Below are 24,896 nucleotides of genomic sequence, written 5' to 3'. Positions count from 1 at the left end.
GGCATTCCCCTCAGTGGCACAGAGGGGAATGATGTCAGCTCAGCGCAACTTTTATACCCAGAACCAGCAGCATGCCACCGAGCAGTTTATCAACCACTTTCTGAGCCTTCGCCAGCCCACTGCGTACTGGGGCACTTTGGATTAGTACCACCAGTAACGGCCACCAGATAACCGTCAGCCCAACAATAATACCGGCATACCACAGTTTCTCTCCCAACCCTGAATGCACATTTAATACCTGAGTAAACATGGCGAGAAAGAATAATGTCGCTTTAGGGTTAAGCAGGTTACACAAATACCCCTGAATAAACGCTTTGTGCAATGAAGTGCTTTGCGGGGTTAACTGGTTCAGATCCATTTTGCTGCCACCACGAGAAAACAGCGCCTGAAGGCCAACCCAAATAAGGTATGCTGCACCAGCGTATTTCAGTAAACCAAACAGCCATGGCGTGGTAGTGATGACTACGGCCAGGCCAGCAACGCAATAAGTCATATGTGTAACCACACCAAAAATCACACCGAGTGCAGTCATTAGCGCTGCTTTACGCGGGTAGCGGGCGGCATTTTTGATAACCAGGAAAAAATCGGGCCCCGGGGAAAGCATACCGAGAGCAGCAATTGTTATAACGAACAGCGTTGTTTCAAGCATAAGAGATCCTGGTTAGAAATTGCGGCTGCACTATATCCGTCCCGGGTCAAAAAAGGTAGTCCCTTGTGGTTTTCTGCCTCAATAAGCGGCCCAGGTAAGACTTCAGGCAGGATTGTGGAGTAACGCTCAGGGGTAAAATATTTCTGCTTTTTTGGGCGGGTCTCCTGGTGACGAAATACCCGGCTTTCCGTATAGTGGCGACAATTTTGAATATTCAGGATGCACTGCATGATTAGTTTGATTGCTGCGCTGGCTGTGGACCGCGTAATTGGTATGGAAAACGCCATGCCCTGGAACTTGCCTGCTGATCTGGCCTGGTTTAAACGCAATACATTGAATAAACCAGTTATTATGGGGCGGTTAACCTGGGAGTCTATTGGCAGGCCATTGCCCGGGCGCAAGAACATTGTGCTCAGCCGTACTCCGGGTAATGATGACCGCGTACTGTGGGTGAGTTCAGTAGAAGAAGCGCTTGCGCTGTGTGCTGAAGACCCTGAAGTGATGGTTATTGGTGGTGGGCATGTTTACCAGCAGTTCCTGCCAATGGCTCATCGCCTGTATCTGACTCATATTGATGCTGAAGTAGAAGGCGATACGCACTTCCCTGAATATGAAACGGACGAATGGCAGTCGGTGTTCAGCGAGTTTCACGATGCTGACGACAAAAACAGCCACAGCTACTGCTTTGAGATCCTGGATCGTAGCTAACACTATTCACTGAGTGGGTGTTATTGCAGATTCACCAACGCCTGTCGGTTTGCTCAGACAGGCGTTGTTGTTATATCTCGTTGGTAATTTCCGGGCGTAATGAGGCCTGATGGAACCAGGCTTTATCTTCCCAGCGCAGGCAGGTTAATGCCCCACCCCAGCAACAGCCGGTATCCAGCGCATACACGCCATCTGGTGTACCTTGCCCTTCCAGTGATGCCCAGTGACCGAAGGCAATACTGTACTCTTCCTTTACCGGCCCAGGTAATGAAAACCAGGGTTTCAGCAGGGAAGGCGCGTTGCCCGGTGCATCTTTGCAGTACATATCCAGTTGCCCATTGGCAAAACAATAACGCATTCTGGTCAGCGCATTGGTTGAAAAACGCAGGCGCGCCAACCCGGTAAGCTGTGGCGACCAGTTATTAGGCATATCGCCATACATGGCATCAAGGAACAAAGGGTAACTGTCGCTGGACAGCACTGCAGAAACCTCTCCGGCACAGGCGATGGCGGTAGCTAAATCCCATTGAGGGGTAATACCTGCATGTGCCATAACCAGACGGTTTGCTTCATCCACCTGAAGCAATGGCTGGCGGCGTAGCCAGTTAATCAGGGTATCTGCATCTGGTGCTTCCAGCAGCGGAGTGACCAGGTCTTTGGGTTTATTGCGGCTAATACCGGCGTAGACTGCCAATAAATGCAGATCGTGATTACCCAGCACAATGCGCACACTGTCGCCCAGACTACGGACGTAGCGCAAAACCTCTAAGGACTTCGGGCCACGGGCAACCAGGTCCCCCGTCAGCCACAACGTATCGGCCTCTGGCGTGAAGTTTACCTGGTCAAGCAAGGCTACCAGCTCGTCATAACAGCCGTGAACATCACCAATTAAATATGTGGACATAGGCGCTTAATGAATCAGGGTTGGAACGGCCAGGCGGAAAACAGGGATGGCCAGGCGGAAAGCATTACCATTGGCATCAATCATTTCATAATGCCCTTCCATCGTGCCTAAAGGCGTTTCGATAACGGCGCCGCTGGTGTACTGGTATTCACTGCCAGGGTCAATATGCGGCTGTTCACCAACAACCCCTTCGCCCTGTACTTCAGTTTCGCGCCCATGGCCGTTAGTGATTAACCAGTAGCGGCCAAGTAATTGCACAGGCTCTCGCCCCAAATTGCGGATGGTAACGGTATATGCAAAAACAAAGCGCTCATCTTCCGGGGATGATTGCGATTCGACATAAACACTCTGTACCTGCACACAAACACGGGGCGATGCTGTCATAGCTTAACTCTCCTGCGACGGGGGATTCTCAGCTAAAAAATTAGCCATCTGGCAATATTGGGCAACGGAGACATTTTCGGCCCGCAGAGCGGAATCCACACCCAGTTCAGCCAGTGTTTCCGGCGTGAATAAATTGCCTAAGCTGTTACGCAATGTTTTCCTTCTTTGGTTGAAGGCTGCAGTGGTAATCCGGTTCAGGATATTCAACGCTTTGACAGGGTGTGGCAATGTTGCATGCGGAACAAGCCTGACCACGGCTGAATCAACCTTAGGTGGTGGTGTGAATGCACTTGGTGGTACTTCCAGAACCGGAATAACCTTGCAGTAATACTGCGCCATTACACTTAACCGACCATACGCTTTAGTGCCGGGGCCTGCAACCAGGCGGTTGACCACTTCTTTTTGCAACATAAAGTGCATGTCAGCAATGGCATCAGTATAGCTAAACAGGTGGAACATAAGCGGCGTAGAGATGTTATACGGCAGGTTGCCGAATACACGTAAAGCCTGGCCTTGTTTTTTAGCCAGTTCCGCAAAGTCCATTGTCATGGCGTCTTGCTGGTAAATGGTCAGTTTTGGCGCAAGGAAAGGGTGAGTTTGCAGACGGGCAGCAAGATCCCTGTCGAGCTCAACAACAGTCAGTGCATCCAGCCGTTCACCAACAGGCTCTGTCAGCGCACCCAAACCCGGGCCGATTTCGACCAGTGACTGGCCTTTTTGTGGATTGATGGCAGAGACAATACTTTCAATAACAAATTGATCATTAAGGAAGTTTTGCCCAAAACGTTTACGGGCTAAATGCCCCTGGTGGACGCGATTATTCATTGACTCTTTGTAATCATGGTAATGGCGAGATTAAGCGCCGTGATAAAACTGCCGACATCTGCTTTCCCGGTACCGGCCAGATCCAGCGCGGTGCCGTGATCAACAGAAGTGCGAATAAAAGGCAGGCCGAGGGTGATATTCACCGCACGGCCAAATCCCTGATATTTTAGCACGGGTAAGCCCTGATCGTGATACATAGCCAGGACAGCATCTGCATTATCGAGGTATTTGGGCTGAAAAAGTGTGTCTGCGGGGAGTGGGCCTTCCAGTTTCATGCCTTGTGCACGCAGGCTATCAAGCACTGGCGTAATGGTTTCTATTTCTTCAGTGCCCATATGCCCACCTTCACCCGCGTGAGGGTTGAGCCCGCAAACCAGGATTCGCGGCTGAGCGATACCGAATTTGGTACGCAGATCATGGTGTAAAATGGCAATAACCTGATGCAGTGACTCCACCGTAATGGCGTCACTGACGGCCTTGATGGGTAAATGGGTGGTTGCCAGTGCAACACGTAATGACTCTGTCGCCAGCATCATTACTACTTTTTCACAGCCAGCCTGCATCTGGAAGAATTCTGTATGGCCTGTGAAAGGAATGCCTGCGTCATTGATAACGCCTTTATGCACCGGGCCAGTTACCAGTGCTGCAAACTCACCCTCAATGCAACCCTGTGCTGCCCGGGCGAGTGTTTCAGTGACATAAGAGCCATTGTCTTTAGCCAACTGCCCGGGAATAGACGGTGTATGCAAGGATACTGGCAGGCATGTCAGTGAACCAGCCTGTTGGGGCTGTGGTGCTTCACTGGCTTGATAATTGCGTAATACCAGCGGCAGGTTCAGTGCTCTGGCCCGTGACAGTAATAGTTCGGGATCTGCGCAAACAACCAGTTCAACCGGCCACGCCCGTTGTGCCAGTTCGGCAACTAAATCAGGGCCAATCCCGGCAGGTTCGCCGGGAGTGATCACTACACGTGGTATTTTCACTTAAATATCCAGATTAATTATCCAGGATTTTCACATACGCGCTGGCACGTTGTTCCTGCATCCAGGTTGCCGCTTCCTCTGAGAATTTGCGGTTGAACAGCATGCGGTAAGCCCTGTCTTTTTGTGCTTCATCGGTTTTATCCACACGACGGGTATCCAGCAGTTCAATCAGGTGCCAGCCAAAGGAAGAGTGGACTGGCTGGCTCATTTGCCCTTTTTGCAGGTGCATCAGAGCATCGCGGAAAGCCGGATCGTAAACGTCCGGGGAGGACCAGCCCAGGTCACCGCCCTGGTTTGCAGAACCGGGGTCATCAGAATTGGCACGTGCTGCCGCAGCAAACGTGGTTTTCCCGCTACGGATATCCGCAGCGATTTGTTCCAGTTTCGCACGCGCCTGTGCATCACTCATGATAGGTGAGGTCTTAATCAAAATATGTCGGGCATGGACTTCGGTAACAGAAATATTCTGTGACTGCCCGCGGATATCGTTCACTTTCAGGATATGGAAACCCACACCGGAACGAATCGGGCCAATAATATCGCCTTTCTTCGCGGTGCTGAGTGCCTGAGCAAAGATAGACGGCAGTTCCTGAATACGACCCCAACCCATTTGCCCACCTTTCAGTGCCTGCTGGTCGGCGGAATAGGTAATTGCCAGTTTGGCGAAGTCGGTGCCGTTACGCGCCTGGCTGATAATATCTTCAGCCTGGCTTTGTGCCTGGCTGACTTGATCAGCCGTTGGGTTTTCAGGTAACGGAATCAGAATGTGGCTCAAATTAAGTTCGGTGCTGGCATCATTCTGGTTGCCCATCTGTTTTGCCAGTGCATCCACTTCCTGAGGCAGAATAGTGACACGGCGGCGAACTTCGTTATTACGCACTTCTGAGATAAGCATTTCTTTGCGGATCTGCGCACGGTATGTGTTGTAGTTCATACCGTCATAGGCCAGACGACTGCGCAGTTGATCCATTGTCATGTGGTTTTGCTGGGCAATATTGGCAATAGCCTGATCCAGCTGATCATCGCTGATTTTAACGCCCATTTTCTGGCCCATCTGCAGCACTATCTGATCCATGATGAGTCTTTCGAGGATCTGGTGGCGAAGGGTGTTGTCGTCAGGAAGTTGTTGCCCGGCTTCACCTGCATTCATTTTTACGGACTGCATCAGCCCATCAACATCACTTTCCAGTACTACGCCGTTATTGACGACGGCCGCCACTTTATCAACAACTTGTGGAGCTGCGAAACCGGTATTCACCAACAGGGCCAGCGCGATACCAGGAAGCAGCTTTCTCCAGTTCATCATAGGTTTTCCATTTCTGATTAACCGCAATGCGGATTATGTTTCAAATCAATCAAGACTACAGTGAGCTTTGATACGGCAGAATGTTGGAGCGCAACATTTGATGCGTGCCAAGGCCATAGTTAGAACTCAACCCACGCAATTCAATGTTGAAGCCAATCACGTTGTCATACTTACTTTGGTCGTTCTGCCAACCATTAATTTTCCTTTCATAGCCAACACGAATCGCGTAGCAGCAGGAGTTATATTGCAAAGCCAGCATTTGGTCCGCCGGTTGGTTTGCTTTGGTATCGTAGTAGTACGCACCAACAACAGACCAGCGGTCCACAATCGGCCAGCTTGCGGCCATCCCCACCTGAGAAATCCCGTTTTCATACTGCTCGCTGGTTGAGTAAGCTGGCAGTGTGGCCTGAATATATTCCGGGCTGGCATAACGGTACGTTAACTGCACCATCCGGTCAGCATCCCGGCGGTATTCCAGTGAACCGCTACCGGTCGCCACGTTGTCCATGCGGGTATCATACTCTACGCCACCGCGTAATCCCCAACGGTTTGAGATCCGCCAGTAGGAGTCTCCGGCCCAGACAACAGCACCAGTCTGGTGGTCATTATTTTCCCAGTTGATGTTGTCATCGCCAGTACGGGACCGGGTGAAATAGTAGATTTGACCAACAGAAGCGTTAAAACGTTCCACTGAATTTTCATCATAAACACGGGTTGTGACACCGGTAGACACCTGGTTTGCTGATGCAATACGGTCAAGGCCGCCATAAGTCCGGTCACGGAACAGACCCGTATAGTCAGATTGCAGGAAGGCGGAATCGTAGTTATAGATATGGCTTTGATCGCGATAAGGAACATACAGATACTGTACGCGAGGTTCCAGAGTCTGGGTGTAGCCCTGGCTCCAGTCCATATCACGCTCGAAAACCATTTTACCGTCAACCTTAAACTGTGGCATCACCCGGTTAACACTGTCTTTGAGTGCCAGAGATGTCGCACTGTTATTAGCATAAGAGCGGTATTCATCGAGGTTGGTCTGCTGGTAGTGAGTCGCCAGCAGTTTCGCTTCGGTATTAAGACTTCCCCAGTTATTGGACAACGGCAGGTTGATAGTCGGCTCAATATGCAGGCGTGTCGCTTCCGGGTAGTTGCTGTTCACGTTGGTGAACTTCACGGCCTGGGCATACAGATGGGTATCGAACGGCCCAACGTCATTTTGGTAGAAGTTAAGGTCTAACTGCGGCTCAGCGCGGTAAGAGTTGCTGCTGGCTGTGTCGAAGACCTGGAATTGTTTGGTTGATAATGTGGCATCAAAGTTCTGTACTGCGTAACCCACGCTGAATTTTTGCGTGGCGTAACCATCGGTACTTGAACCATATTTTGAATCAAAGTTGTTAAAGTAGTGCGGGTCGCTCACTTTCGTGTAATCGACGTTAAAACGCCACACCTGGTCCAGCACACCGGAGTGTTTCCAGTAGAACAACCAGCGGTGCTTGTTATCTTCACTGGGGTATTCATCCTGGTAAACACTGTCGGATGGCAGGTAGTCAAATTCGACTATCCCTGCACCAGCGCGTGTTAAGTAACGGAATTCATTCTGCCACTGAATGTTGCCACGCTTATCCATGTAATGCGGAGTAATGGTGGCATCAAAGTTAGGGGCAATATTCCAGTAATAGGGGAGTGAAAACTCAAACCCGTTGGTGGAGCTATATTTCGCATTTGGGATAAGGAAACCCGAACGGCGTTTATCGCCAATAGGAAGTTGCAGGTACGGGCTGTAAAATACGGGAACCGGGCCCAGTTTAAAGCGGGCGTTCCAAATTTCAGCAACTTGTTCCTGGCGGTCCTGGATAACTTCGCTGCCTTCAATGCTCCAGGTATTAGAGCCGGGAAGACAAGAAGTGAAGGTGCCATTTTCCAGAATCGTGTAGCGATTATTGTCACGCTGTTTCATCAGGTCGGCTGTGCCTCGGCCCTGCCGCCCGACCATTTGATAATCGCCATCCCACACATTTGTGTCTTTTGTGTTGAGGTTAGACCACGCTTTCGGACCTTTCAGGATGATCTGATTGTCATCATAGTGCACATTACCCAGTGCATCGACAGTCCTGACCGGTGTAGTTTGACCTTCTGCCTGTTTCTGGTGAAGTTGTACTTCGTCAGATTGCAGGCGGCTGTTACCCTGTGCAATGTCTACATTTCCGGTGAAAGTAGCGTTGTCTGGATAATTGCCTTTTGCATGATCGGCATTGATTGTTACGGGCAGATCATTAGTATCGCCCTGAACCAACGGACGATTGTAGCTGGGCACACCCAGCATGCACTGTGATGCGAGATCGGCGGTAAAACCTTGTTGGCTGTACAAAGCCGAACCGATAAGGGTTGCCAGCAAGGTGGGAATACGTTTTTTCATACGTGTTTTTCGTTGTTCTGTCATCAGGGACTTAGCGTAGGCAAACGGAAAGAGACTAACGTAGTCGTTATCATAGTGCCAGTGTTAATCCAGCCTGTTTACACGCCTGTTATTAGGCTCAGTTATGAATGACAGGTATGATAAATGAATTTCGGTCTGACAGCATGACCATTTGGGGAGTATATGCAGTATTGGGGAAAAGTGATTGGTATTGCGCTGGGAATTATCTTCGGCGGCGGGTTTTGGGGCGCAATTGGCGGTTTGCTGATTGGTCACTTATTTGACCGCATGCGCATGCGCTCTGCCTGGTTTACCAGTCAACAACAACGACAGACGATGTTCTTCAATACCACGTTTGAGGTGATGGGGCATCTGACCAAGGCAAAAGGGCGCGTAACGGAAGCTGATATCCATGTTGCTTCGCAATTAATGGAGCGGATGCAATTGCATGGTGACTCGCGCGTGGCTGCTCAGCATGCATTTCGTGTTGGGAAAGGTGCCTCTTACCCGCTGCGCGATAAAATGACACAACTGCGTAGCGTATGTTTTGGCCGTTTCGACCTGATTCGGATGTTTCTGGAAATTCAGATTCAGGCTGCCTTTGCCGACGGCTCGTTGCACCCGAAAGAGCGCGATGTTCTGTATGTGATAGCTGAAGAACTGGGGATCTCCCGGCTACAGTTTGACCAGTTTTTGCGCATGATGCAGGGCGGGGCACAATTTGGTGGCGGGTATCAGCACTCTTCTTCTGGCCAGCAGGGCGGTTACCAGCAAACGCAACGTGGGCCAACTTTGCAGGATGCCTGCAATGTCCTCGGAGTGAAGTCATCTGATGATGCGACGACAATCAAGCGGGCATACCGTAAGTTGATGAGCGAACACCATCCGGACAAACTGGTAGCGAAAGGCCTGCCGAAGCAGATGATGCAAATGGCAAAACAGAAAGCCCAGGAAATTCAGCAGGCTTATGATTTGATCAAAAAAGAGAAAGGGTTTCGCTAGCCTGGCGGTTTTCCAGCCCTGGCAGAAGTAAAATAGCCCGGTAGTCAGCCGGGCTCAGATTGATGAAAAAGAAGGAAAAAGCGTGATTTTTCCTTCTTTTTAGTTAGCGGGCGAAAATCAATGAATTGATTTCCCTGGTTTTTTTATCGGGTGACACCCTCTGGTTCTGTGCGGACATGAGGTTTGTCATCAGACTCAGCCCGGTGGTTAACCGGCTGTGGGTCAGAAGTCGGCAAGTGCCCGGAATGTCATGCTGTTGCCAAAAGCCGGGTGCGTAATGGTCAATGACTCTGCGTGTAACAATAAGCGTGCTGCCATTGCCCGGGCTTCGGGAGTGGCATAGAACTTATCACCCAGGATAGGGTGGCCCAGCGCCTGCATATGAACACGCAATTGGTGCGAGCGCCCGGTAATGGGGCGCAGAATCACTCTGGCTGTCATATCCGGCGCATACTCCACCACTTCGTACTCAGTTTGTGCGGGTTTACCCGTCTCAAAACAGACTTTTTGTTTGGGGCGGTTGGGCCAGTCACAAATCAGTGGTAAATCAACGATACCTTCCGCTTTCTCCGGGTGCCCCCAAATTCGCGCCACGTACTGTTTCTTTGGCTCGCGCTCCCGAAACTGACGCTTGAGTTCACGTTCCGCTGCTTTGGTCAGCGCCACAGCGATAACACCGCTGGTTGCCATATCGAGCCGGTGAACAGATTCGGCAGTGGGATAATCGCGCTGAATCCGCGTCATCACGCTGTCTTTATGCTCTTCCAGCCGACCGGGTACGGAAAGCAACCCGGATGGCTTGTTCACCACCATAATATGCTCATCCTGATACAGAATGACCAGCCACGGGTCTTGTGGCGGAGAGTAAAACTCCAGCATCGTTGTCATTTCCTTACTGGTGCGTGACCACAATCAGGCGCAGCGCATCGAGCCGCCATGAGGCCTCAGACAAACTCTCCAGCACTTGCTGGCGGTTATCTTCAATTGCACTCAGTTCGTCGTCGCGAATATTGGGGTTAATGGCTTTCAACGCTTCAAGGCGTGATAATTCGGCAGACAGTTTCTCATCCGCCTCTTTTCTCGCTGCATCGATTAACGCCTGTGCCGCTTTCCCCACTTGCTCTTCGCCATGTTGCAAAATCTCATGCACATCTTGCTGTACGGCATTGATCAGTTTGCTGCTGGTATGGCGGTTCACCGCACTTAACTGGCGGTTAAAGCTTTCGAATTCCACTTGCGCTGCCAGGTTGGTGCCATTTTTGTCCAGCAGCATACGTACTGGTGTTGGTGGCAGGAAGCGCTGCAACTGAAGTTGTTTGGGCGCTTTGGCTTCAACGACATACACCATTTCGACCAGCAATGTGCCAACGGGCAGCGCCTTGTTTTTGAGCAAGGAAAGCGCGCAACTACCGGTATCGCCCGACAGAATCAGATCAAGGCCATTGCGAATCAAAGGATGTTCCCAGGTAATGAACTGGGCATCTTCACGTGAAAGCGCGACATCGCGGCTGAAGGTTATTGTGCAGCCATCTTCAGGCAAGCCCGGGAAATCCGGTACCAGCATATGGTCGGATGGCGTCAGGATAATCATGTTATCGCCTTTGTCATCCTGGTTGATGCCGATAATGTCGAACAGGTTCATGGCAAAGTTTACCAGTGCAGTATCATCATCCTGTTCTGCGATTTCATTGGCCAGTGCCTGGGCTTTTTCGCCACCGTTGGAGTGAATCTCCAGCAGGCGGTCACGGCCCTGTTCTAACTGGGTTTTCAGTGCGTCATGCTGGGTGCGGCAGCGGTGAATCAGCTCAGCAAAGCCGTCTTCGTTTTCGGGTGCTGCCAGGTAGCCAATCAGTGATTCATAGACGTCATCGTAAATGGCGCGGCCAGTTGGGCAGGTATGTTCAAAGGCATCGAGCCCTTCGTGATACCAGCGAACCAGGATGGATTGCGCGGTATTTTCCAGATACGGTACGTGAATCTGGATGTCGTGAGCCTGGCCGATACGGTCCAGACGCCCGATGCGCTGTTCAAGCAAGTCAGGGTTAAATGGCAGGTCAAACATTACCATGTTGCTGGCAAACTGGAAGTTACGCCCTTCAGAACCAATTTCCGAGCATAACAGCACCTGTGCGCCGGTATCTTCCTCGGCGAACCAGGCTGCTGCACGGTCACGCTCAATAATTGACATACCTTCATGGAAAACGGCCGCGCGGATACCTTCACGCTCGCGTAATACCTGCTCCAGTTGCAGTGCTGTCGTTGCCTTGGCGCAAATAACCAGAACTTTTTGTGAGCGGTGGCTGGTGAGGTAGCCCATCAGCCAGTCAACCCGCGGGTCAAAGTTCCACCAGGTGCCGCTGTCGCCTTCAAATTCTTGGTAAATCTGTTCCGGGTAAAGCATGTCGCGGGCGCGCTCTTCCGCCGTTTTACGCGCACTCATAATGCCGGAGACTTTTATAGCTGTTTGGTACTGAGTGGGTAATGGCAGGCGAATTGTATGGAGTTCGCGCTGAGGGAAGCCTTTCACGCTGCTGCGGGTGTTACGGAACAGCACCCGGCTGGTACCGTGGCGGTCTGTCAGCATGGAAACCAGTTCCTGACGGGCGGCTTCACTGCTTTCACCACCACTATTAGCCGCTTTCAGTAACGGTTCGATATCCTGTTCGCCAATCAGCTCGCTCAGCGTATTGAGGGTTTCATCACTCAGATGGTTACCTTCCAGCAACAGGGAAACGGCATCGGCAACCGGGCGGAAGTTATTTTGCTCGGCAACAAATGCTTCGTAATCATGAAAACGGCTTGGGTCTAACAGGCGCAGGCGGGCAAAATGGCTTTGCATGCCAAGCTGTTCCGGGGTCGCGGTTAACAACAACACGCCTGGTACGCGTTCAGCCAGTTGTTCAATTACCTGGTATTCGCGGCTGGGAGCTTCTTCGCTCCATACCAAATGGTGAGCTTCATCCACCACCATTAAATCCCATTCGGCTTCGCACAGGTTTTCCAGGCGCTGCTTGTTGCGGCGCACAAAGTCCAGTGAGCAAATAATCAGTTGTTCGGTATAAAACGGGTTCTCGCTGTCGTGTTGCGCTTCTGCGTATCGTTCATCGTCAAACAGCGCAAACCGCAGGTTAAAGCGGCGCAGCATTTCTACCAGCCACTGGTGTTGCAGGGTTTCCGGAACAATAACCAAAACACGCTCAGCGGCACCACTGAGCAATTGCTGGTGAATTACCATGCCTGCTTCAATGGTTTTACCCAGCCCGACTTCATCGGCAAGTAACACACGGGGAGCATGACGGCGGCCAACGTCGTTGGCAATATGCAACTGGTGTGGGATCAGGCTGGTGCGCATACCGCGCAGGCCACTCCACGGCATACGGTATTGCTCGCTCTGGTATTTGCGGGCACGAAAGCGCAGTGCAAAACGGTCCATGCGGTCAATCTGGCCGGCAAACAGGCGATCCTGCGGTTTACTGAACACCAGTTTACTGTCCAGCAGTACCTCACGCAGTATGACGCCACTTTCCTGGGTGTCTTCACGGGTACCCAGATAGGCGAGTAACCCGTTCTCTTCCTTGACTTCATCCACTTTTAACTGCCAGCCCTCATGGCTGGTAATGGTATCCCCGGGGTTAAACATCACGCGGGTGATAGGGGAGTCATTTCTGGCATACAGACGATTTTCTCCGGTTGCCGGGAACAGTAATGTCACCATGCGGGCATCAATTGCTACTACTGTTCCCAATCCCAGTTCGCTTTCCGTATCGCTGATCCAGCGCTGACCAAGTGTAAAAGGCATAAATATTCGGCTCTGTTGTATATCTAAAAGTTGCAGGCAATAGCATTACTGCCGTCGGCACAAGGCGGCGGCACGTTGAAGAATTCTGTTATGAGTTTTGGGATATGACCCGGAAAGGGCGCTATGGTAATGGATGGCAACGCATTCGTCACCTGTCAAAATAACCCAAGTTGCCCCGTTACTAGTGTAGCAAACTCCTTACCCAGGAAGGGTAAAATTCCTTCGGCAATGGGTTGTAGCTGCCGCGTAAGGTAGTGTTCATAGTCAAGTGGCGATTGCGCAAGCCCCGCAGGCTCCGGGCCTTGCAGTGTCCAGACATACTTCACTGTGCCTCGCCCATTATAGCGTGGTGGCCGCCCGGCGCGGCGGTCAAATTCGTTGGCAAGCCGTGCAGCTCTGGCGTGAGGGGGAATATTTCTCTGGTAATCATCCAGTGGCCGACGCAGCCGCTTGCGGTATACCAGTTGGTCATCCAGTTCGCCAGCCATCAGGCTGGCAATAGTCTCGCGAATATAATCTTCATAAGGTTGGTGCAGAAAAACACGTTGGTAGAGATTTTTCTGGAAGGTTTGTGCAAGGGGAGTCCAGTCTGTGCGTACGGTTTCCAGCCCTTTAAACACCAGTTGCTGTTTACCTTCGCGCATAACCAGGCCTGCATAACGTTTTTTACTGCCCGTTTCGGCACCGCGAATTGTAGGCATCAGAAAACGGCTGTAATGGGTTTCGTATTCCAGTTCCAGCACGCTCTCGAGTTGTTGTGTTTCATGCAGGTGGTCGCGCCACCACTGATTGACCAGTCGAGCCAGGCGCCTGCCGGCCGCATCGGCAGCTTCTTCGCTGTGCGCGTGTTTCAGCCACACGAAGGTGGAATCGGTATCGCCATAAATGACATCAAACCCTTGCGACTCAATAAGTTCTCTGGTCTGACGCATAATGGCATGGCCACGCATCGTAATCGATGAAGCCAGTTGCGGGTTAAAAAAACGGCAGGCAGAGGTGCCCAGTACACCATAAAATGCATTCATCAGGATTTTTAGCGCCTGCGATAGCGGAGCATTCTTTTGCTGTTTGGCTCGTTCCCTGCCTTGCCATATCTGGCTGACGATTTCAGGCAGGCAATGTTTTTCGCGGGAAAACCAGGCACCAAGAAACCCTTCAACGGCGTGCTGTTTATCTGCATGCAACTGGCCTTCCACCAGCCCAACCGGGTCGATAAGAAATGTGCGAATAATCGACGGGTAGAGGCTTTTAAAATCCAGAACCAGCACCGAGTCATACAGGCCAGGCCTTGAGTTCATCACGTAGCCGCCAGGGCTTGCCTGAGGGGGAATTTCCCCCAGATTTGGCGCAACATAACCCGCCCGGTGCATACGTGGAAAATAGAGGTGACAAAAAGCGGCAACAGACCCACCATGGCGGTCTGCCTGCAGGCCATTAACCGCCGCTCGCTCCAGTAAAAACGGCATGATGTCAGTGTGCCTGAAAATACGGGTGACCAGCTCACAGTCTTTTAAATTGTATTGTGCCAGCGCCACTTTATCCTGGTGGAAGCGCCGGTCTATTTCCGCCATGCGATCCCAGGGATCGTCAATATCTTTCCCTTCGCCCAGCAATTCCTGAGCAACTGACTCGAGGGAAAACGACGGAAAACTCCAAAAAGCAGATTTCAGCGCTTCAATACCATCAACCACCAGGCGCCCTGGGATCTGTGCGAAAAAATACCCCTGGTTGTAACCATGTTCGCGCCACTCAATTTCACGCTGTTCCCTGCCTGGTAGCAGACGAACACCGAATTTATCTGCCTGTTTCTGCAAGATGCGTAAATCGAACTGAATCACATTCCAGCCAATAATGACATCCGGATCATGTTCGGCTACCCACTGGTTCAGGCTGTGGATAAGACCGGCTCTGTCAGGAATAAAGGTCAGTTGAAAATCAGTTGGGGCAAGGGCTTCTGGTGGGTTACCCAACATAAACACCTGGCGTTGCCCGCAGCCTTCCAGACCAATGCAGTAGAGCTCGCCATGCCGGTTAGTTTCGATATCCAGAGAAACCCAGCGTAAATTTGGGCGGTAATCCGGGTGCGGCTTCATTTTTGCCTGGTGAATTCGCAGTGGCTGGTGTTCACCATCGACCCAGACTGGCGCGGTAATGAAACGTTCCATCAGGTAACGCTCTGGGGGGCGAATATCCGCTTCGTAGACGGTAATACCGGCTTCGCGCAGTACTTTTTCAATGCGTAACAACTGCCGGTATTGCTGGCAATAAAGCGCACACACCGGCTGGTGGTGGAAATCGTTTAACGGTAGTGATACCCAGCGCAGGTGTGGTTCACTGCTCAGCAGTGCCTGAGCGCGCGCCATCTGTGATTCTGGAATGAAAGCGGTTGATTGCTGGGGAGGAAGCCGGGCACAGACCGGCCCGGCATCTGTTGCCAGCCAGAATTCAATCTCTGTACCTTGCGGGGTATCCCGCCAGTGCCGGGTCAGAACAAAACCGGCTCTTGCCTGTGACACTCAGGTTTCCCTCAAAATAAACGGCTTTCAGTATACCCTGAAAGCCGTTGCGTCACTGCATTTATGTACAGTATTCCTGGCCGGCGGCGCGATTACTGGCCGTAATATGCTTTGGCGCCATGTTTGCGCAGGTAGTGTTTATCGAGCAGGGTTTGCTGCATATCGGGTAATTGTGGCGCTAACTGGCGGCAGAAAATGCCCATATACGCAACTTCTTCCATCACTATGGCATTGTGTACGGCATCCAGCGCATTTTTACCCCATGCGAAAGGCCCATGGGAATGCACCAGTACACCGGGCATCTGGTTCGGGTCGGTATCGCGTTGACGGAAGGTCTCCACAATAACTTCGCCGGTTTGCCACTCATAGTCTCCATTGATTTCGGCATCGGTCATTTTACGGGTGCAGGGAATGGAACCGTAAAAATAGTCCGCATGGGTGGTGCCAGTCGCCGGAATGCTTTGGCCAGCTTGTGCCCAAATAGTGGCATGCCGCGAGTGGGTATGCACAATACCGCCAATATCAGGAAACTGCTGATACAGGATGCGGTGAGTTGGGGTATCTGAAGAAGGTTTCTTGTTTCCTTCAACTACCTCGCCGGTCTCCAGGCTCACGACCACCATATCTTCAGCGGTCATCACGGTGTAATCCACCCCAGAGGGTTTAATGATAAAAACACCGGCTTCGCGGTCTACCGCACTGACATTACCCCATGTCAGGGTGACCAGGTTGTGTTCAGGTAAAGCCAGGTTGGCTTCGAGAACCTGACGTTTCAAGTCTTCAAGCATCGTTATCCTCCAGAGAAAAGAAGGGCCAGCCGATAAGGCTGGCCAAAGTTCCCCTGTTACTACCGTTTAAAGCTGTAATACATTTCGTTCCAGCGCAGTGCATCTTTAAAGGCAGGAAGGCGTGTATCGTTATCAATTACTGCAAGCTCAATGTCGTGCATTTCTGCAAACTGACGCATATCGTCCAGGTTGAGTGCCTGGCTGAATACGGTATGGTGTGCGCCACCAGCCAGAATCCAGGCTTCAGAGGCTGTGTTCAGGTCTGGCTGTGCTTTCCAGAGTGCATTGGCAACTGGCAGTTTCGGTAGTGCATGTGGTGCTTCAACCGCATCAACACAGTTGACCAGCAGGCGGAAACGGTCACCCATGTCTATCAGGCTGGCGTTAATGGCCGGGCCAGTTTTGGTTGAGAAAATCAGGCGTGCCGGGTCTTCTTTACCGCCAATCCCCAGGTGCTGGACATCCAGAAGCGGTTTTTCTGCGGTAGCAATGGAAGGGCAAACTTCCAACATGTGTGAGCCAAGTACCATGTCGTTACCGGACTCAAAGTTGTAAGTGTAATCTTCCATAAATGAGGTGCCGCCCTGCAGACCGGTTGACATCACTTTCATAATGCGAAGCAGGGCGGCGGTTTTCCAGTCGCCTTCACCAGCAAAGCCGTAGCCTTGCTGCATCAGGCGTTGAACTGCCAGACCTGGCAGTTGTTTCAGGCCGTAGAGGTCTTCAAATGTTGTGGTAAATGCGTGGAAGCCGCCTTGTTCCAGGAAGCGCTTCATACCCAGTTCAATACGTGCCGCGTCAATAACGTTTTGGCGTTTATCACCATTTACCTGAGCTGCAGCACTCAGGCGGTAGCTGCTTTCATATTCATCAACCAGTGCGTTGATATCACCCTGGCTGACAGCATTGACCACACTAACCAGGTCGCCAACCGCATAGTAGTTCACGGAAAAGCCGAATTTGATTTGTGCAGCGACTTTGTCACCGTCGGTCACGGCAACTTCACGCATGTTGTCGCCGAAACGGGCAACTTTGATATGGCGGGTATTCAATTTAGATACCGCCTGGCGCATCCAGGAGCCAATGCGTTTATGGGCTTCACCATCCTGCCAGTGGCCTGTTACTACGCTGTGTTGCTGGCGCATTCTCGCGCCGATGAACCCAAACTCGCGGCCGCCGTGTGCTGTCTGGTTCAGGTTCATGAAGTCCATATCCATGGTGTCCCACGGAATTTGCGCATTAAATTGGGTGTGGAATTGCAGTAAAGGCTTGGTCAGGATTGCCAGACCATTGATCCACATTTTGGCTGGAGAGAAGGTATGCAGCCAAACCACCATCCCGGCGCATTTTTCGTCGTGATTCGCTTCACGGCAAATTGAAGTGATTTCATCTGGCGTGGTGCCAAGCGGTTTCAGTACCAGTTTGCAAGGGAGCTTTGCCTCTGCATTCAGCGAGTTGACAACATGCTCTGCATGCTGAGTGACCTGACGTAAGGTTTCCGGGCCATATAAATGCTGGCTACCAATAACAAACCACACTTCATATTGTTCAAAAATATTCATTATTCTGTCCTTAATGTGTCAGGGCGGTTTCATCTGTCTTCTTGGCAGACGATGACGCCGTTACAGAGGGGAGATAGTGCTGTTCTGCGCTGGAGGCCCAGGCCAGGTAGCGTTGATATAACTGTTCAAAGCGCTCAGCGCTGACTGGTTTTGGTTGCAGGGTTTTTTCAACGTTGCTGGCCATGGCTTGTTGCGCGGCCGGGATATCGCTGTGCACACCAGCGGCGACGGCCGCGAAGATGGCAGCGCCCAGGGCACAACACTGGTCGGAGGCAACGATTTGCAGTGGGCGATTAAGCACATCGCAGCAAACTTGCATAATGACGGGGTTTTTACGGGCAATACCGCCCAGAGCCATTACGCCATTAACCGGAATACCTTGTTCTGTGAAACACTCCATAATTGCGCGGGCACCAAATGCCGTGGCTGCAATAAGGCCACCAAACAGCGCTGGCGCATCGGTTCCCAGATTCAGATCAGTAATTACACCTTTCAGGCGCTGGTTGGCATTGGGAGTACGGCGGCCGTTAAACCAGTCGAGTACCACTGGCAGGTGATCAAGTGCCGGATCTTTTGCCCAGGCTTCAGTTAGCGCCGGGAGCAGCTGTTTTTTACTGGCCTGTAACGTTTCTTTTAACTCAGGTTGTTGTGCGGCTAATTGGTCCAGCGGCCAGCCCAGAACCCGGCCAAACCAGGCATAAATATCACCAAAAGCTGACTGCCCGGCTTCCAGGCCAATAAAGTGTGGCACCACACTGCCGTCCACCTGGCCACAAATGCCTTTGACTGCCCGGTCACCTACCGTGGGTTTGTCGGCAATCAGAATGTCGCAGGTAGAGGTCCCGATAACTTTCACCAGTGTATTGGCCTGCGCGCCAGCGCCTACTGCACCCATATGGCAGTCAAACGCGCCACCGGAAATCACCACGGTTTGTGGTAGCCCAAGGCGTTCTGCCCATTGAGCGGACAGCGTGCCAACAGGAATGTCTGCAGTCCAGGTATCAGTAAATAACGGGTGAGGCAGGTGTTTATTAATGATGGGATCCAGTTCGTCGAAGAAACTGGCCGGTGGCAACCCGCCCCAACTTTCATGCCACAGAGATTTGTGCCCGGCACTGCAGCGACCACGGCGAATAGCTTCAGGCCTGGTGGTATCGGAAAGTAAAGCAGGGATCCAGTCGCACAACTCAATCCATGAGGCCGCCGCTTTGGCAACGCTCTGATCCGCGCGGGTTACATGCAGTATTTTGGCCCAGAACCATTCACTGGAATAAATGCCACCAATGTAGCGCGAGTAATCCTTGTGGCCCGGCGCATGGCACAACCGTGTGATGGCTTCCGCTTCTTCAACGGCCGTGTGATCTTTCCAGAGCACAAACATGGCGTTGGGGTTTTCTGCGAATTCAGGGGTCAACGCCAGTACGTTACCGTCTTTATCAATTGGCGCGGGCGTTGAGCCGGTGCTGTCAACGCCAATCCCGACAACGGCGTCACGTTGTTCAGCAGACAGATCAGCCAGCACGGTTTTTAACGCTTTCTCCATTGATTCGATGTAATCGAGGGGATGGTGGCGGAACTGGTTTTTCGGGGCATTGCAGTAGCGCCCTTCTTGCCAGCGTGGATACCACTCCACGCTGGTTGCCAGCTCGCTGCCAGTGATGGTATCGACTGCCAGTGCACGAACCGAGTCGCTACCAAAATCGAGTCCCAGCGCTATAGCCATTTTTAATACTCCATCGATCTGTAAAAAACATATCCAGAACATTAGTTTTCATAGCTAAAAACAGTCAGGGTGTATTCGCTGATCTTATGGATAAAAATGCTGTCAGTCGCCAAATTGTGACCGCACGCAAAAATTTGATGTGGATATTTCTGCCATGCTTATAGACACTTTGGTTATCTGCTAAATGGGTTGTTAATTCAGGTTTATTAGGGTAATAGTTGATCCGAAGCGGTTTTTGGCTGTTCAGCGCTTTCTTTATGGTTTCATAGGTTTACTGTTCCGCACTGGAACAGTGAATATGGACAAATGGTTTCTCAACTCTTATGCAGGAGTCAAATTCGGTATGGCTGAAACACAAAATGATCCCCTGCTGCCGGGGTATTCATTTAACGCGCATCTGGTTGCCGGGTTAACCCCTATCGAGTCGGGGGGACCGCTGGATTTCTTTATTGACCGTCCATTAGGCATGAAGGGTTTTATTCTGAACCTGACAGTCAAAGGCGAAGGCGTTATCAATAACAATCACCAGCAGTTTATTTGCAAACCGGGGGATATGTTGTTGTTTCCGCCGGGAGAAATTCACCACTATGGCCGCCACCCTGATTGCAGCGCCTGGTACCATCAATGGGTCTACTTCCGCCCCCGGGCATACTGGCTTGAGTGGCTGAACTGGCCGACCATTTTCGCGCATACCGGTTTTTACCGGCCAGATGAACAGCATATTGAAGCGTTCTCTTCTCTGATTCAGCAGGTAATTGATGCGGGGCAGTCTCAGGGGCGCTATGCCGAACTGCTGGCGATAAATTTGCTGGAACAATTGTTGTTGAAGCGCATGGCAGCTATCAGTGAATCAATGAATCCCCCTCTGGATAACCGGGTGCGTGAAGCCTGCCAGTATATTAGCGACCACTTGTCCGACAGCCAGTTTGATATCGCCGGTGTGGCGCAGCATGTGTGCCTTTCTCCCTCTCGGTTGTCTCATTTGTTCCGCCAGCAATTGGGGGTGAGTGTGCTGAGCTGGCGGGAAGATCAGCGTATCAGCCAGGCGAAATTGTTGCTCAGTACCACGCGTATGCCTATCGCCAGTGTAGGGCGTAATGTCGGGTTTGAGGACCAGCTTTATTTTTCGCGGGTTTTCAAAAAATGCACTGGCGCCAGCCCCAGTGAGTTTCGTGCCGGTTACGAGCAGTAAGTGGCCTGGTAAGCCGGTTTTGTTACAACCGCTTAATCTTTCGCGGGGCTGGAATCTTGACCTTATGCTGCCTGCCCCGCAAAATCGCCGTTCGTAAGTCTGACGGACGTTTTATGTACGCCTTTGTTGAACAACTGATAGCCCATTCACTCACCTTCGCACTGATAATTGTGCTGATGGTCGCTTTTTTTGAATCTCTTGCTCTGGTTGGATTGTTGCTGCCTGGTACGGTCTTTATGGCGGCGCTTGGTGCGCTGATCGGTAGTGGTAACTTGCCGTTCTGGTGGGCCTGGGGCGTGGGCATTATTGGTTGCCTCGCGGGCGACTGGGTCTCTTTCTGGATTGGCTGGCGCTTTAAACGGCCCCTGCGCAACTGGTCATTTCTGAAAAAATATAAAACGCTGGTGGATAAAACAGAGATGGCATTACACCGCCACAGCACTGTGACTATTTTAGTTGGCCGTTTTGTGGGCCCGACACGCCCTCTGGTTCCAATGCTGGCCGGTATGCTGGATTTGTCGGTTGCCCGGTTTGCCAGAGCCAATATTCCCGGCTGCCTGTTCTGGCCGCCGGTTTATTTTCTGCCGGGCATTCTGGCCGGGGCGGCAATCGACATCCCCGCGGGTGAAAATGCCGGGCATTTTCAGTGGTTATTACTGGCTGCAGCGGCTGTAACCTGGCTTGCATTATGGCTGAACTGGCGTTTATGGCGCAGCGAGCGTAAGCCAGCAGGCGAGCTCCCTGAAGGCCGGTTACCCCGCGCGCGGTTAATGTGGCTGGCGCCCCTGGCCGCGGTTTGCTGCCTTGCACTGGTATTTCTGTTGCTTCGCCACCCGTTGATGCCGGTTTATGCCCGCATCTTGCACCAGGTCATTTTCGGCTAGCTTTGGGAAATCCCCAGTAACCCGGCGGCAGGAGACGAACCGTCGCTCAGTGACTGAGTGGAGCCATCCCAGACAATTCGCCCGTCAGCCACTACCAGGCTGCGCGGTGTAATACGTGCGGCATCATCCAGGTTATGTGAAACCATCATCAGCGTGATTTTCTGGCTCTCACAGACTGATTCCACCAGCGCCAGCATTTCCTGGCGCAATGCCGGATCCAGGGCAGAGAAAGGTTCATCCAGCAGCAGAACCGGCTGAGCGCGCAACAGGCAACGGGCCAGGGCGGCGCGCTGGCGTTGCCCGCCAGATAATTGCGCTGGCAGGCGGTCCAGTAAATCACTAATCGCCATTTTGTGGGCAATCTCTTCCAGCGCTGTTTTTTGTGTTGCCGTGAGCTTCATTCCCGGGTGCAGCCCCAGGCCAATATTTTGCCGGATGGTGAGGTGGCTGAATAAATTGTTGTCCTGAAACAGCATAGAGACCGGGCGATGTGCAGGCGGGGTCAGAGTATGGTTTTGCTGGTTAAGGGTGATAGTGCCACTGTCTGGTCTGAGAAAACCGGCAATCAGATTCAGTAACGTACTTTTCCCGGCTCCGCTGGGGCCCAGTACGGCAACGCGCTCACCGGGAGCCAGTGTCACGTTAAAACGCATGGGCAGGTGCTGGTAAAGCCAGGTGACGTCAGTGAGTGTTAGCATGGCGTTTAGCGGTATTCTCTATCAAAGTGAACAGCAAGAAGCAGAGTAACAGCATCAGCATCGCGGTAACCGCACCATCATTACTCCGGTAGGCCCCTATTTGTTGGTAGAGGTAAAACGGCAGGGTGCGGAAATCGTCACTGCCGAACAAAGCGACAACGCCAAAATCCCCCAATGATAATACGCAGGCAAAAGCCAGTGCCTGGGCACAGGGGCGTTTTAGTGCCCGTAGTTCTACCCAACGCAGACGGTTAATGCCACTGATATCCAGGTGCTGGCATAAGCGGCTATAGCGGCTGGCAATATCATAAAACGGGCTTTCCAGTACTTTCATCGCATAGGGGATTGCCATCAACGCATTAGTAAAAATAACAATACCATCAGCCCGTTCAGGCAACCCGGTGGTGCTGTTCAGCAGTAAGAAAAAACCTGTAGCCAGCACGATTCCGGGCATGGCGAGAATCAGTAAGCCGCTCAGCTCTATGGCCTGTGCCGGGCGTTGGCGCTGGCGCAAACGGAGTTCCCGGCTGCTCCACAGCAGCATTGTAGTCAGGCATAAACACACCACACCTGCCGCACAGGCAATGCGAACGGAGGTGATTAGCGCAGACCATAACGCTGGCTGGTGAAAAATAACCATCGGGTTGTTGACCAGCCCGTCGGCAATAACTGCCATAAGCGGTGGCAACAATAGCAGTAATGCCAGAATGATCACCGCGCTATCCAGTACCCGGGCTGCCAGGTTGTCTTGTGGATCCCGCCAGGTTGCATTCTGGCTCTCTCCGGGGGAAAAAGCCTGAGTCAGTTTTTGGCTCAATAAGACAAGACCAAAGCAGCACAACATCTGGATCAGTGCCAGGCAGGCGGCTTTGGCTGGATCGAAGTCAAAACTCAGTGCCTGGTAAACAGCCAGCTCAATAGTTGTCGCCTTCGGGCCGCCACCCAGAGCCAGTACCGTAGCAAAACTGGCGAAACACAGCATAAAGATGAGTGCGGCTGCCGGGAATATCTGGCGTTGCATCCAGGGCCACTCTACCAGGCGGAAAAAGTACCAGCCGCGCATATTCAGTTGTGCGGCAAGTAGCCGCTGTTCTACAGGGATATTTTCCAAAGACTGCAGCAGTAAACGCGTGGCTAAGGGCAGATTAAAAAAAACATGCGCGAGCAAAATACCCTGCAACCCATAAGGCGTGAATGACCACTTCAAACCTGACAGTTCAAAAACAGTGCTTAACCAGCCTTCGCGGCCATACACACTCAGAATCCCAAAGACGGCTACCAGAACGGGCAAAACCAGGGTCATGGCACATAAACGCAGTAAGAGTTGCCGGCCTGGGAAACGACGGCGGTAGAGTGCTCGCGCCAGTAATATTGCAGGGAGAACAGACAACAAGGCAGACAAAGAAGCCTGGAAGAACGAAAACCTTACCACATGCCACAACCATGGGTCGTGAAGCAGTGCGCTGTAGTCTGTTTGTGGAGCATGTAGCCATAAAGCGCTAAAAGCCGCCAGAGCGACAATGCAAATCGCTCCGGCGGCTATCAGCCCGGGCCATAACCAGCCCGGAATTAATGGCTGACGGCTTGCTGCCATTGGCTAATCCATGCTGCCCGGTTTTGTTCTACCTGTTCAGGCGTAAACACCAGGCTGGTGGCGGGCTTAACCAGTTGGTTGAAGGCTTCCGGAACCGCGACATGGCTTACCGGATACATCCAGTTGCCAGTGGGGATCGTTTTTTGGAACGCATCAGAAACCATAAACTGCATAAACTGTTTCGCCAGTTCCGGGTGCGGGCTGTTAGCAAGGCGGGCAGCAACTTCCACCTGCATATAATGCCCTTCGCTGAAATCCGCGGCGGCATAATTATCTTTTTTCTCTTCAATAATGTGATACGCCGGAGATGTGGTGTAACTCAGGACCAGGTCGCTCTCGCCTTTGAGGAATAAACCATAAGCTTCACTCCAGCCCTTTGTTACCGTCACTGTCTTTTTAGCCAGTTTTTGCCAGGCTTCCGGTGCTTTGTCGCCGTAGACCTTTTGCACCCACAGTAACAACCCCAGGCCCGGGGTACTGGTCCGCGGGTCTTCATAAATCACTTTCCACTGCTGTGGGCTTTCAACCAGTTCTTTCAGACTGTGTGGTGGGTTGTGCAGTTTGTTCTTGTCGTAGACGAACGCGAAGTAGCCATAATCGAACGGGATAAATGTATCGTCTGACCAGCCGCCAGGTAGTGCCAACGGTGGCAGGGTAATATCAGCTTCGGTAAACAGCCCGGTGCGACGGGCGGCAGTTATCAGGTTATTATCGAGCCCCAGGACAATATCTGCTTTGCTTTTTTTCCCTTCCATGCGCACGCGGTTGAGCAGTGATACGCCGTCTTCCAGCGCAACATATTTCAGCTCACAACCGCATTGTGCTTCAAAGGCTTTCTTGATAGCCGGGCCAGGGCCCCAGTCAGCAGAAAATGAGTCGTAGGTATAGACGGTGAGAGTAGGTTTGGCGAGGACGGGCGCAGCGGCCAGTACCAGTAAAGCCAGTAATTTTTTTAACACTTTG

At 51.9% G+C, this 24,896-nt stretch carries 20 protein-coding genes; 4 read left to right on the top strand and 16 right to left on the bottom strand.

All coding sequences use genetic code 11. The annotated features are described in order from the left end of the window. Nucleotides 1–34: 34 nt before the first annotated feature. Nucleotides 35–649, bottom strand: coding sequence for a LysE family translocator (locus tag DT73_RS07315; RefSeq protein WP_036106302.1), 615 nt, complete (start codon nucleotides 647–649; stop codon nucleotides 35–37). Nucleotides 650–877: 228 nt separating this feature from the next. Here DT73_RS07315 and folA point away from each other — a divergent pair, with 228 nt between their 5' ends. Continuing rightward, complete coding sequence (folA, locus tag DT73_RS07310; protein WP_036106301.1) at nucleotides 878–1,357, top strand: type 3 dihydrofolate reductase; 480 nt, start codon at nucleotides 878–880, stop codon at nucleotides 1,355–1,357. A gap of 70 nt (nucleotides 1,358–1,427) precedes the next feature. Here folA and apaH read toward each other — a convergent pair whose 3' ends face one another. The 6 genes from apaH to lptD are packed head-to-tail and all read right to left on the bottom strand — an operon-like array spanning nucleotide 1,428 to nucleotide 8,175. After that, a complete protein-coding gene (apaH, locus tag DT73_RS07305; RefSeq protein WP_036106298.1) occupies nucleotides 1,428–2,261 on the bottom strand; it encodes a bis(5'-nucleosyl)-tetraphosphatase (symmetrical) ApaH in 834 nt (277 codons plus the stop codon). 6 nt (nucleotides 2,262–2,267) lie between these two features. Beyond that, complete coding sequence (gene apaG / locus DT73_RS07300; RefSeq protein ID WP_036106296.1) at nucleotides 2,268–2,645, bottom strand: Co2+/Mg2+ efflux protein ApaG; 378 nt, start codon at nucleotides 2,643–2,645, stop codon at nucleotides 2,268–2,270. 3 nt (nucleotides 2,646–2,648) lie between these two features. Continuing rightward, nucleotides 2,649–3,470, bottom strand: coding sequence for a 16S rRNA (adenine(1518)-N(6)/adenine(1519)-N(6))-dimethyltransferase RsmA (rsmA, locus tag DT73_RS07295; RefSeq protein ID WP_036106295.1), 822 nt, complete (start codon nucleotides 3,468–3,470; stop codon nucleotides 2,649–2,651). Then, a complete protein-coding gene (gene pdxA / locus DT73_RS07290) occupies nucleotides 3,467–4,453 on the bottom strand; it encodes a 4-hydroxythreonine-4-phosphate dehydrogenase PdxA (protein WP_036106292.1) in 987 nt (328 codons plus the stop codon). Before pdxA ends, rsmA begins: the two co-directional genes overlap by 4 nt. A gap of 13 nt (nucleotides 4,454–4,466) precedes the next feature. After that, nucleotides 4,467–5,759, bottom strand: a complete 1,293-nt coding sequence (gene surA, locus DT73_RS07285) for a peptidylprolyl isomerase SurA (protein ID WP_036106284.1) — start codon at nucleotides 5,757–5,759, stop codon at nucleotides 4,467–4,469. A gap of 55 nt (nucleotides 5,760–5,814) precedes the next feature. After that, nucleotides 5,815–8,175 (bottom strand): LPS assembly protein LptD, encoded by a 2,361-nt coding sequence (gene lptD, locus DT73_RS07280; protein ID WP_036106282.1) that lies wholly within the window; start codon nucleotides 8,173–8,175, stop codon nucleotides 5,815–5,817. A gap of 183 nt (nucleotides 8,176–8,358) precedes the next feature. Here lptD and djlA point away from each other — a divergent pair, with 183 nt between their 5' ends. Beyond that, nucleotides 8,359–9,177 carry a co-chaperone DjlA gene (gene djlA / locus DT73_RS07275; protein ID WP_036106280.1) on the top strand — a complete coding sequence of 273 codons (819 nt, stop codon included), beginning with the start codon at nucleotides 8,359–8,361 and terminating at the stop codon, nucleotides 9,175–9,177. Between the two features lie 222 nt (nucleotides 9,178–9,399). On the opposite strand, the gene rluA is transcribed toward djlA, so the two are convergent. From rluA to araB, 6 genes are all read right to left on the bottom strand, one after another. Beyond that, nucleotides 9,400–10,056, bottom strand: a complete 657-nt coding sequence (rluA, locus tag DT73_RS07270; protein WP_036106278.1) for a bifunctional tRNA pseudouridine(32) synthase/23S rRNA pseudouridine(746) synthase RluA — start codon at nucleotides 10,054–10,056, stop codon at nucleotides 9,400–9,402. A gap of 13 nt (nucleotides 10,057–10,069) precedes the next feature. Next, nucleotides 10,070–12,976, bottom strand: coding sequence for an RNA polymerase-associated protein RapA (gene rapA / locus DT73_RS07265; protein ID WP_036106275.1), 2,907 nt, complete (start codon nucleotides 12,974–12,976; stop codon nucleotides 10,070–10,072). Between the two features lie 155 nt (nucleotides 12,977–13,131). After that, nucleotides 13,132–15,492: a DNA polymerase II gene (gene polB, locus DT73_RS07260; protein WP_036106272.1), complete on the bottom strand. Its 2,361-nt coding sequence runs from the start codon at nucleotides 15,490–15,492 to the stop codon at nucleotides 13,132–13,134. Between the two features lie 92 nt (nucleotides 15,493–15,584). Then, nucleotides 15,585–16,280 carry an L-ribulose-5-phosphate 4-epimerase gene (gene araD, locus DT73_RS07255; protein ID WP_036106268.1) on the bottom strand — a complete coding sequence of 232 codons (696 nt, stop codon included), beginning with the start codon at nucleotides 16,278–16,280 and terminating at the stop codon, nucleotides 15,585–15,587. 59 nt (nucleotides 16,281–16,339) lie between these two features. Next, entirely contained in the window at nucleotides 16,340–17,842 is a 1,503-nt protein-coding gene (gene araA / locus DT73_RS07250) for an L-arabinose isomerase (protein WP_036106264.1), read from the bottom strand. A 10-nt stretch (nucleotides 17,843–17,852) separates the two neighbouring features. Continuing rightward, nucleotides 17,853–19,565 (bottom strand): ribulokinase, encoded by a 1,713-nt coding sequence (gene araB / locus DT73_RS07245; protein WP_036106259.1) that lies wholly within the window; start codon nucleotides 19,563–19,565, stop codon nucleotides 17,853–17,855. Nucleotides 19,566–19,908: 343 nt separating this feature from the next. Here araB and araC point away from each other — a divergent pair, with 343 nt between their 5' ends. Together araC and DT73_RS07235 are read left to right on the top strand one after the other, a co-directional pair. Then, a complete protein-coding gene (gene araC / locus DT73_RS07240; RefSeq protein ID WP_036106883.1) occupies nucleotides 19,909–20,757 on the top strand; it encodes an arabinose operon transcriptional regulator AraC in 849 nt (282 codons plus the stop codon). Nucleotides 20,758–20,870: 113 nt separating this feature from the next. Beyond that, a complete protein-coding gene (locus tag DT73_RS07235) occupies nucleotides 20,871–21,641 on the top strand; it encodes a DedA family protein (RefSeq protein ID WP_036106256.1) in 771 nt (256 codons plus the stop codon). On the opposite strand, the gene thiQ is transcribed toward DT73_RS07235, so the two are convergent. From thiQ to thiB, 3 genes are read right to left on the bottom strand one after another with little or no spacing between them, the layout of a single operon-like run. After that, on the bottom strand, nucleotides 21,638–22,339 hold the full coding sequence (gene thiQ, locus DT73_RS07230) for a thiamine ABC transporter ATP-binding protein ThiQ (protein WP_036106253.1): 702 nt from the start codon (nucleotides 22,337–22,339) through the stop codon (nucleotides 21,638–21,640). The genes DT73_RS07235 and thiQ overlap by 4 nt on opposite strands. Next, nucleotides 22,323–23,933 (bottom strand): thiamine/thiamine pyrophosphate ABC transporter permease ThiP, encoded by a 1,611-nt coding sequence (gene thiP / locus DT73_RS07225; protein WP_036106250.1) that lies wholly within the window; start codon nucleotides 23,931–23,933, stop codon nucleotides 22,323–22,325. Before thiP ends, thiQ begins: the two co-directional genes overlap by 17 nt. Beyond that, nucleotides 23,909–24,892, bottom strand: coding sequence for a thiamine ABC transporter substrate binding subunit (gene thiB / locus DT73_RS07220; protein ID WP_036106247.1), 984 nt, complete (start codon nucleotides 24,890–24,892; stop codon nucleotides 23,909–23,911). Before thiB ends, thiP begins: the two co-directional genes overlap by 25 nt. Nucleotides 24,893–24,896: the final 4 nt, after the last annotated feature.

This window comes from Mangrovibacter sp. MFB070, assembly GCF_000705335.1.
Taxonomy (GTDB): domain Bacteria; phylum Pseudomonadota; class Gammaproteobacteria; order Enterobacterales; family Enterobacteriaceae; genus Mangrovibacter; species Mangrovibacter plantisponsor.
Note: the sequence above shows the minus strand (reverse complement) of the source record. Positions and strands in the feature narration are given on the sequence as shown.

Excerpts from the sequence above, each read along its gene's own strand:
- DT73_RS07315 (WP_036106302.1), bottom strand. The coding sequence starts at position 649 with ATGCTTGAAACAACGCTGTTCGTTATAACAATTGCTGCTCTCGGTATG.
- folA (WP_036106301.1), top strand. The coding sequence starts at position 878 with ATGATTAGTTTGATTGCTGCGCTGGCTGTGGACCGCGTAATTGGTATG.
- apaH (WP_036106298.1), bottom strand. The coding sequence starts at position 2,261 with ATGTCCACATATTTAATTGGTGATGTTCACGGCTGTTATGACGAGCTG.
- apaG (WP_036106296.1), bottom strand. The coding sequence starts at position 2,645 with ATGACAGCATCGCCCCGTGTTTGTGTGCAGGTACAGAGTGTTTATGTC.
- rsmA (WP_036106295.1), bottom strand. The coding sequence starts at position 3,470 with ATGAATAATCGCGTCCACCAGGGGCATTTAGCCCGTAAACGTTTTGGG.
- surA (WP_036106284.1), bottom strand. The coding sequence starts at position 5,759 with ATGATGAACTGGAGAAAGCTGCTTCCTGGTATCGCGCTGGCCCTGTTG.
- lptD (WP_036106282.1), bottom strand. The coding sequence starts at position 8,175 with ATGAAAAAACGTATTCCCACCTTGCTGGCAACCCTTATCGGTTCGGCT.
- djlA (WP_036106280.1), top strand. The coding sequence starts at position 8,359 with ATGCAGTATTGGGGAAAAGTGATTGGTATTGCGCTGGGAATTATCTTC.
- rluA (WP_036106278.1), bottom strand. The coding sequence starts at position 10,056 with ATGCTGGAGTTTTACTCTCCGCCACAAGACCCGTGGCTGGTCATTCTG.
- rapA (WP_036106275.1), bottom strand. The coding sequence starts at position 12,976 with ATGCCTTTTACACTTGGTCAGCGCTGGATCAGCGATACGGAAAGCGAA.
- araD (WP_036106268.1), bottom strand. The coding sequence starts at position 16,280 with ATGCTTGAAGACTTGAAACGTCAGGTTCTCGAAGCCAACCTGGCTTTA.
- araA (WP_036106264.1), bottom strand. The coding sequence starts at position 17,842 with ATGAATATTTTTGAACAATATGAAGTGTGGTTTGTTATTGGTAGCCAG.
- araB (WP_036106259.1), bottom strand. The coding sequence starts at position 19,565 with ATGGCTATAGCGCTGGGACTCGATTTTGGTAGCGACTCGGTTCGTGCA.
- araC (WP_036106883.1), top strand. The coding sequence starts at position 19,909 with ATGGCTGAAACACAAAATGATCCCCTGCTGCCGGGGTATTCATTTAAC.
- DT73_RS07235 (WP_036106256.1), top strand. The coding sequence starts at position 20,871 with ATGTACGCCTTTGTTGAACAACTGATAGCCCATTCACTCACCTTCGCA.
- thiQ (WP_036106253.1), bottom strand. The coding sequence starts at position 22,339 with ATGCTAACACTCACTGACGTCACCTGGCTTTACCAGCACCTGCCCATG.
- thiP (WP_036106250.1), bottom strand. The coding sequence starts at position 23,933 with ATGGCAGCAAGCCGTCAGCCATTAATTCCGGGCTGGTTATGGCCCGGG.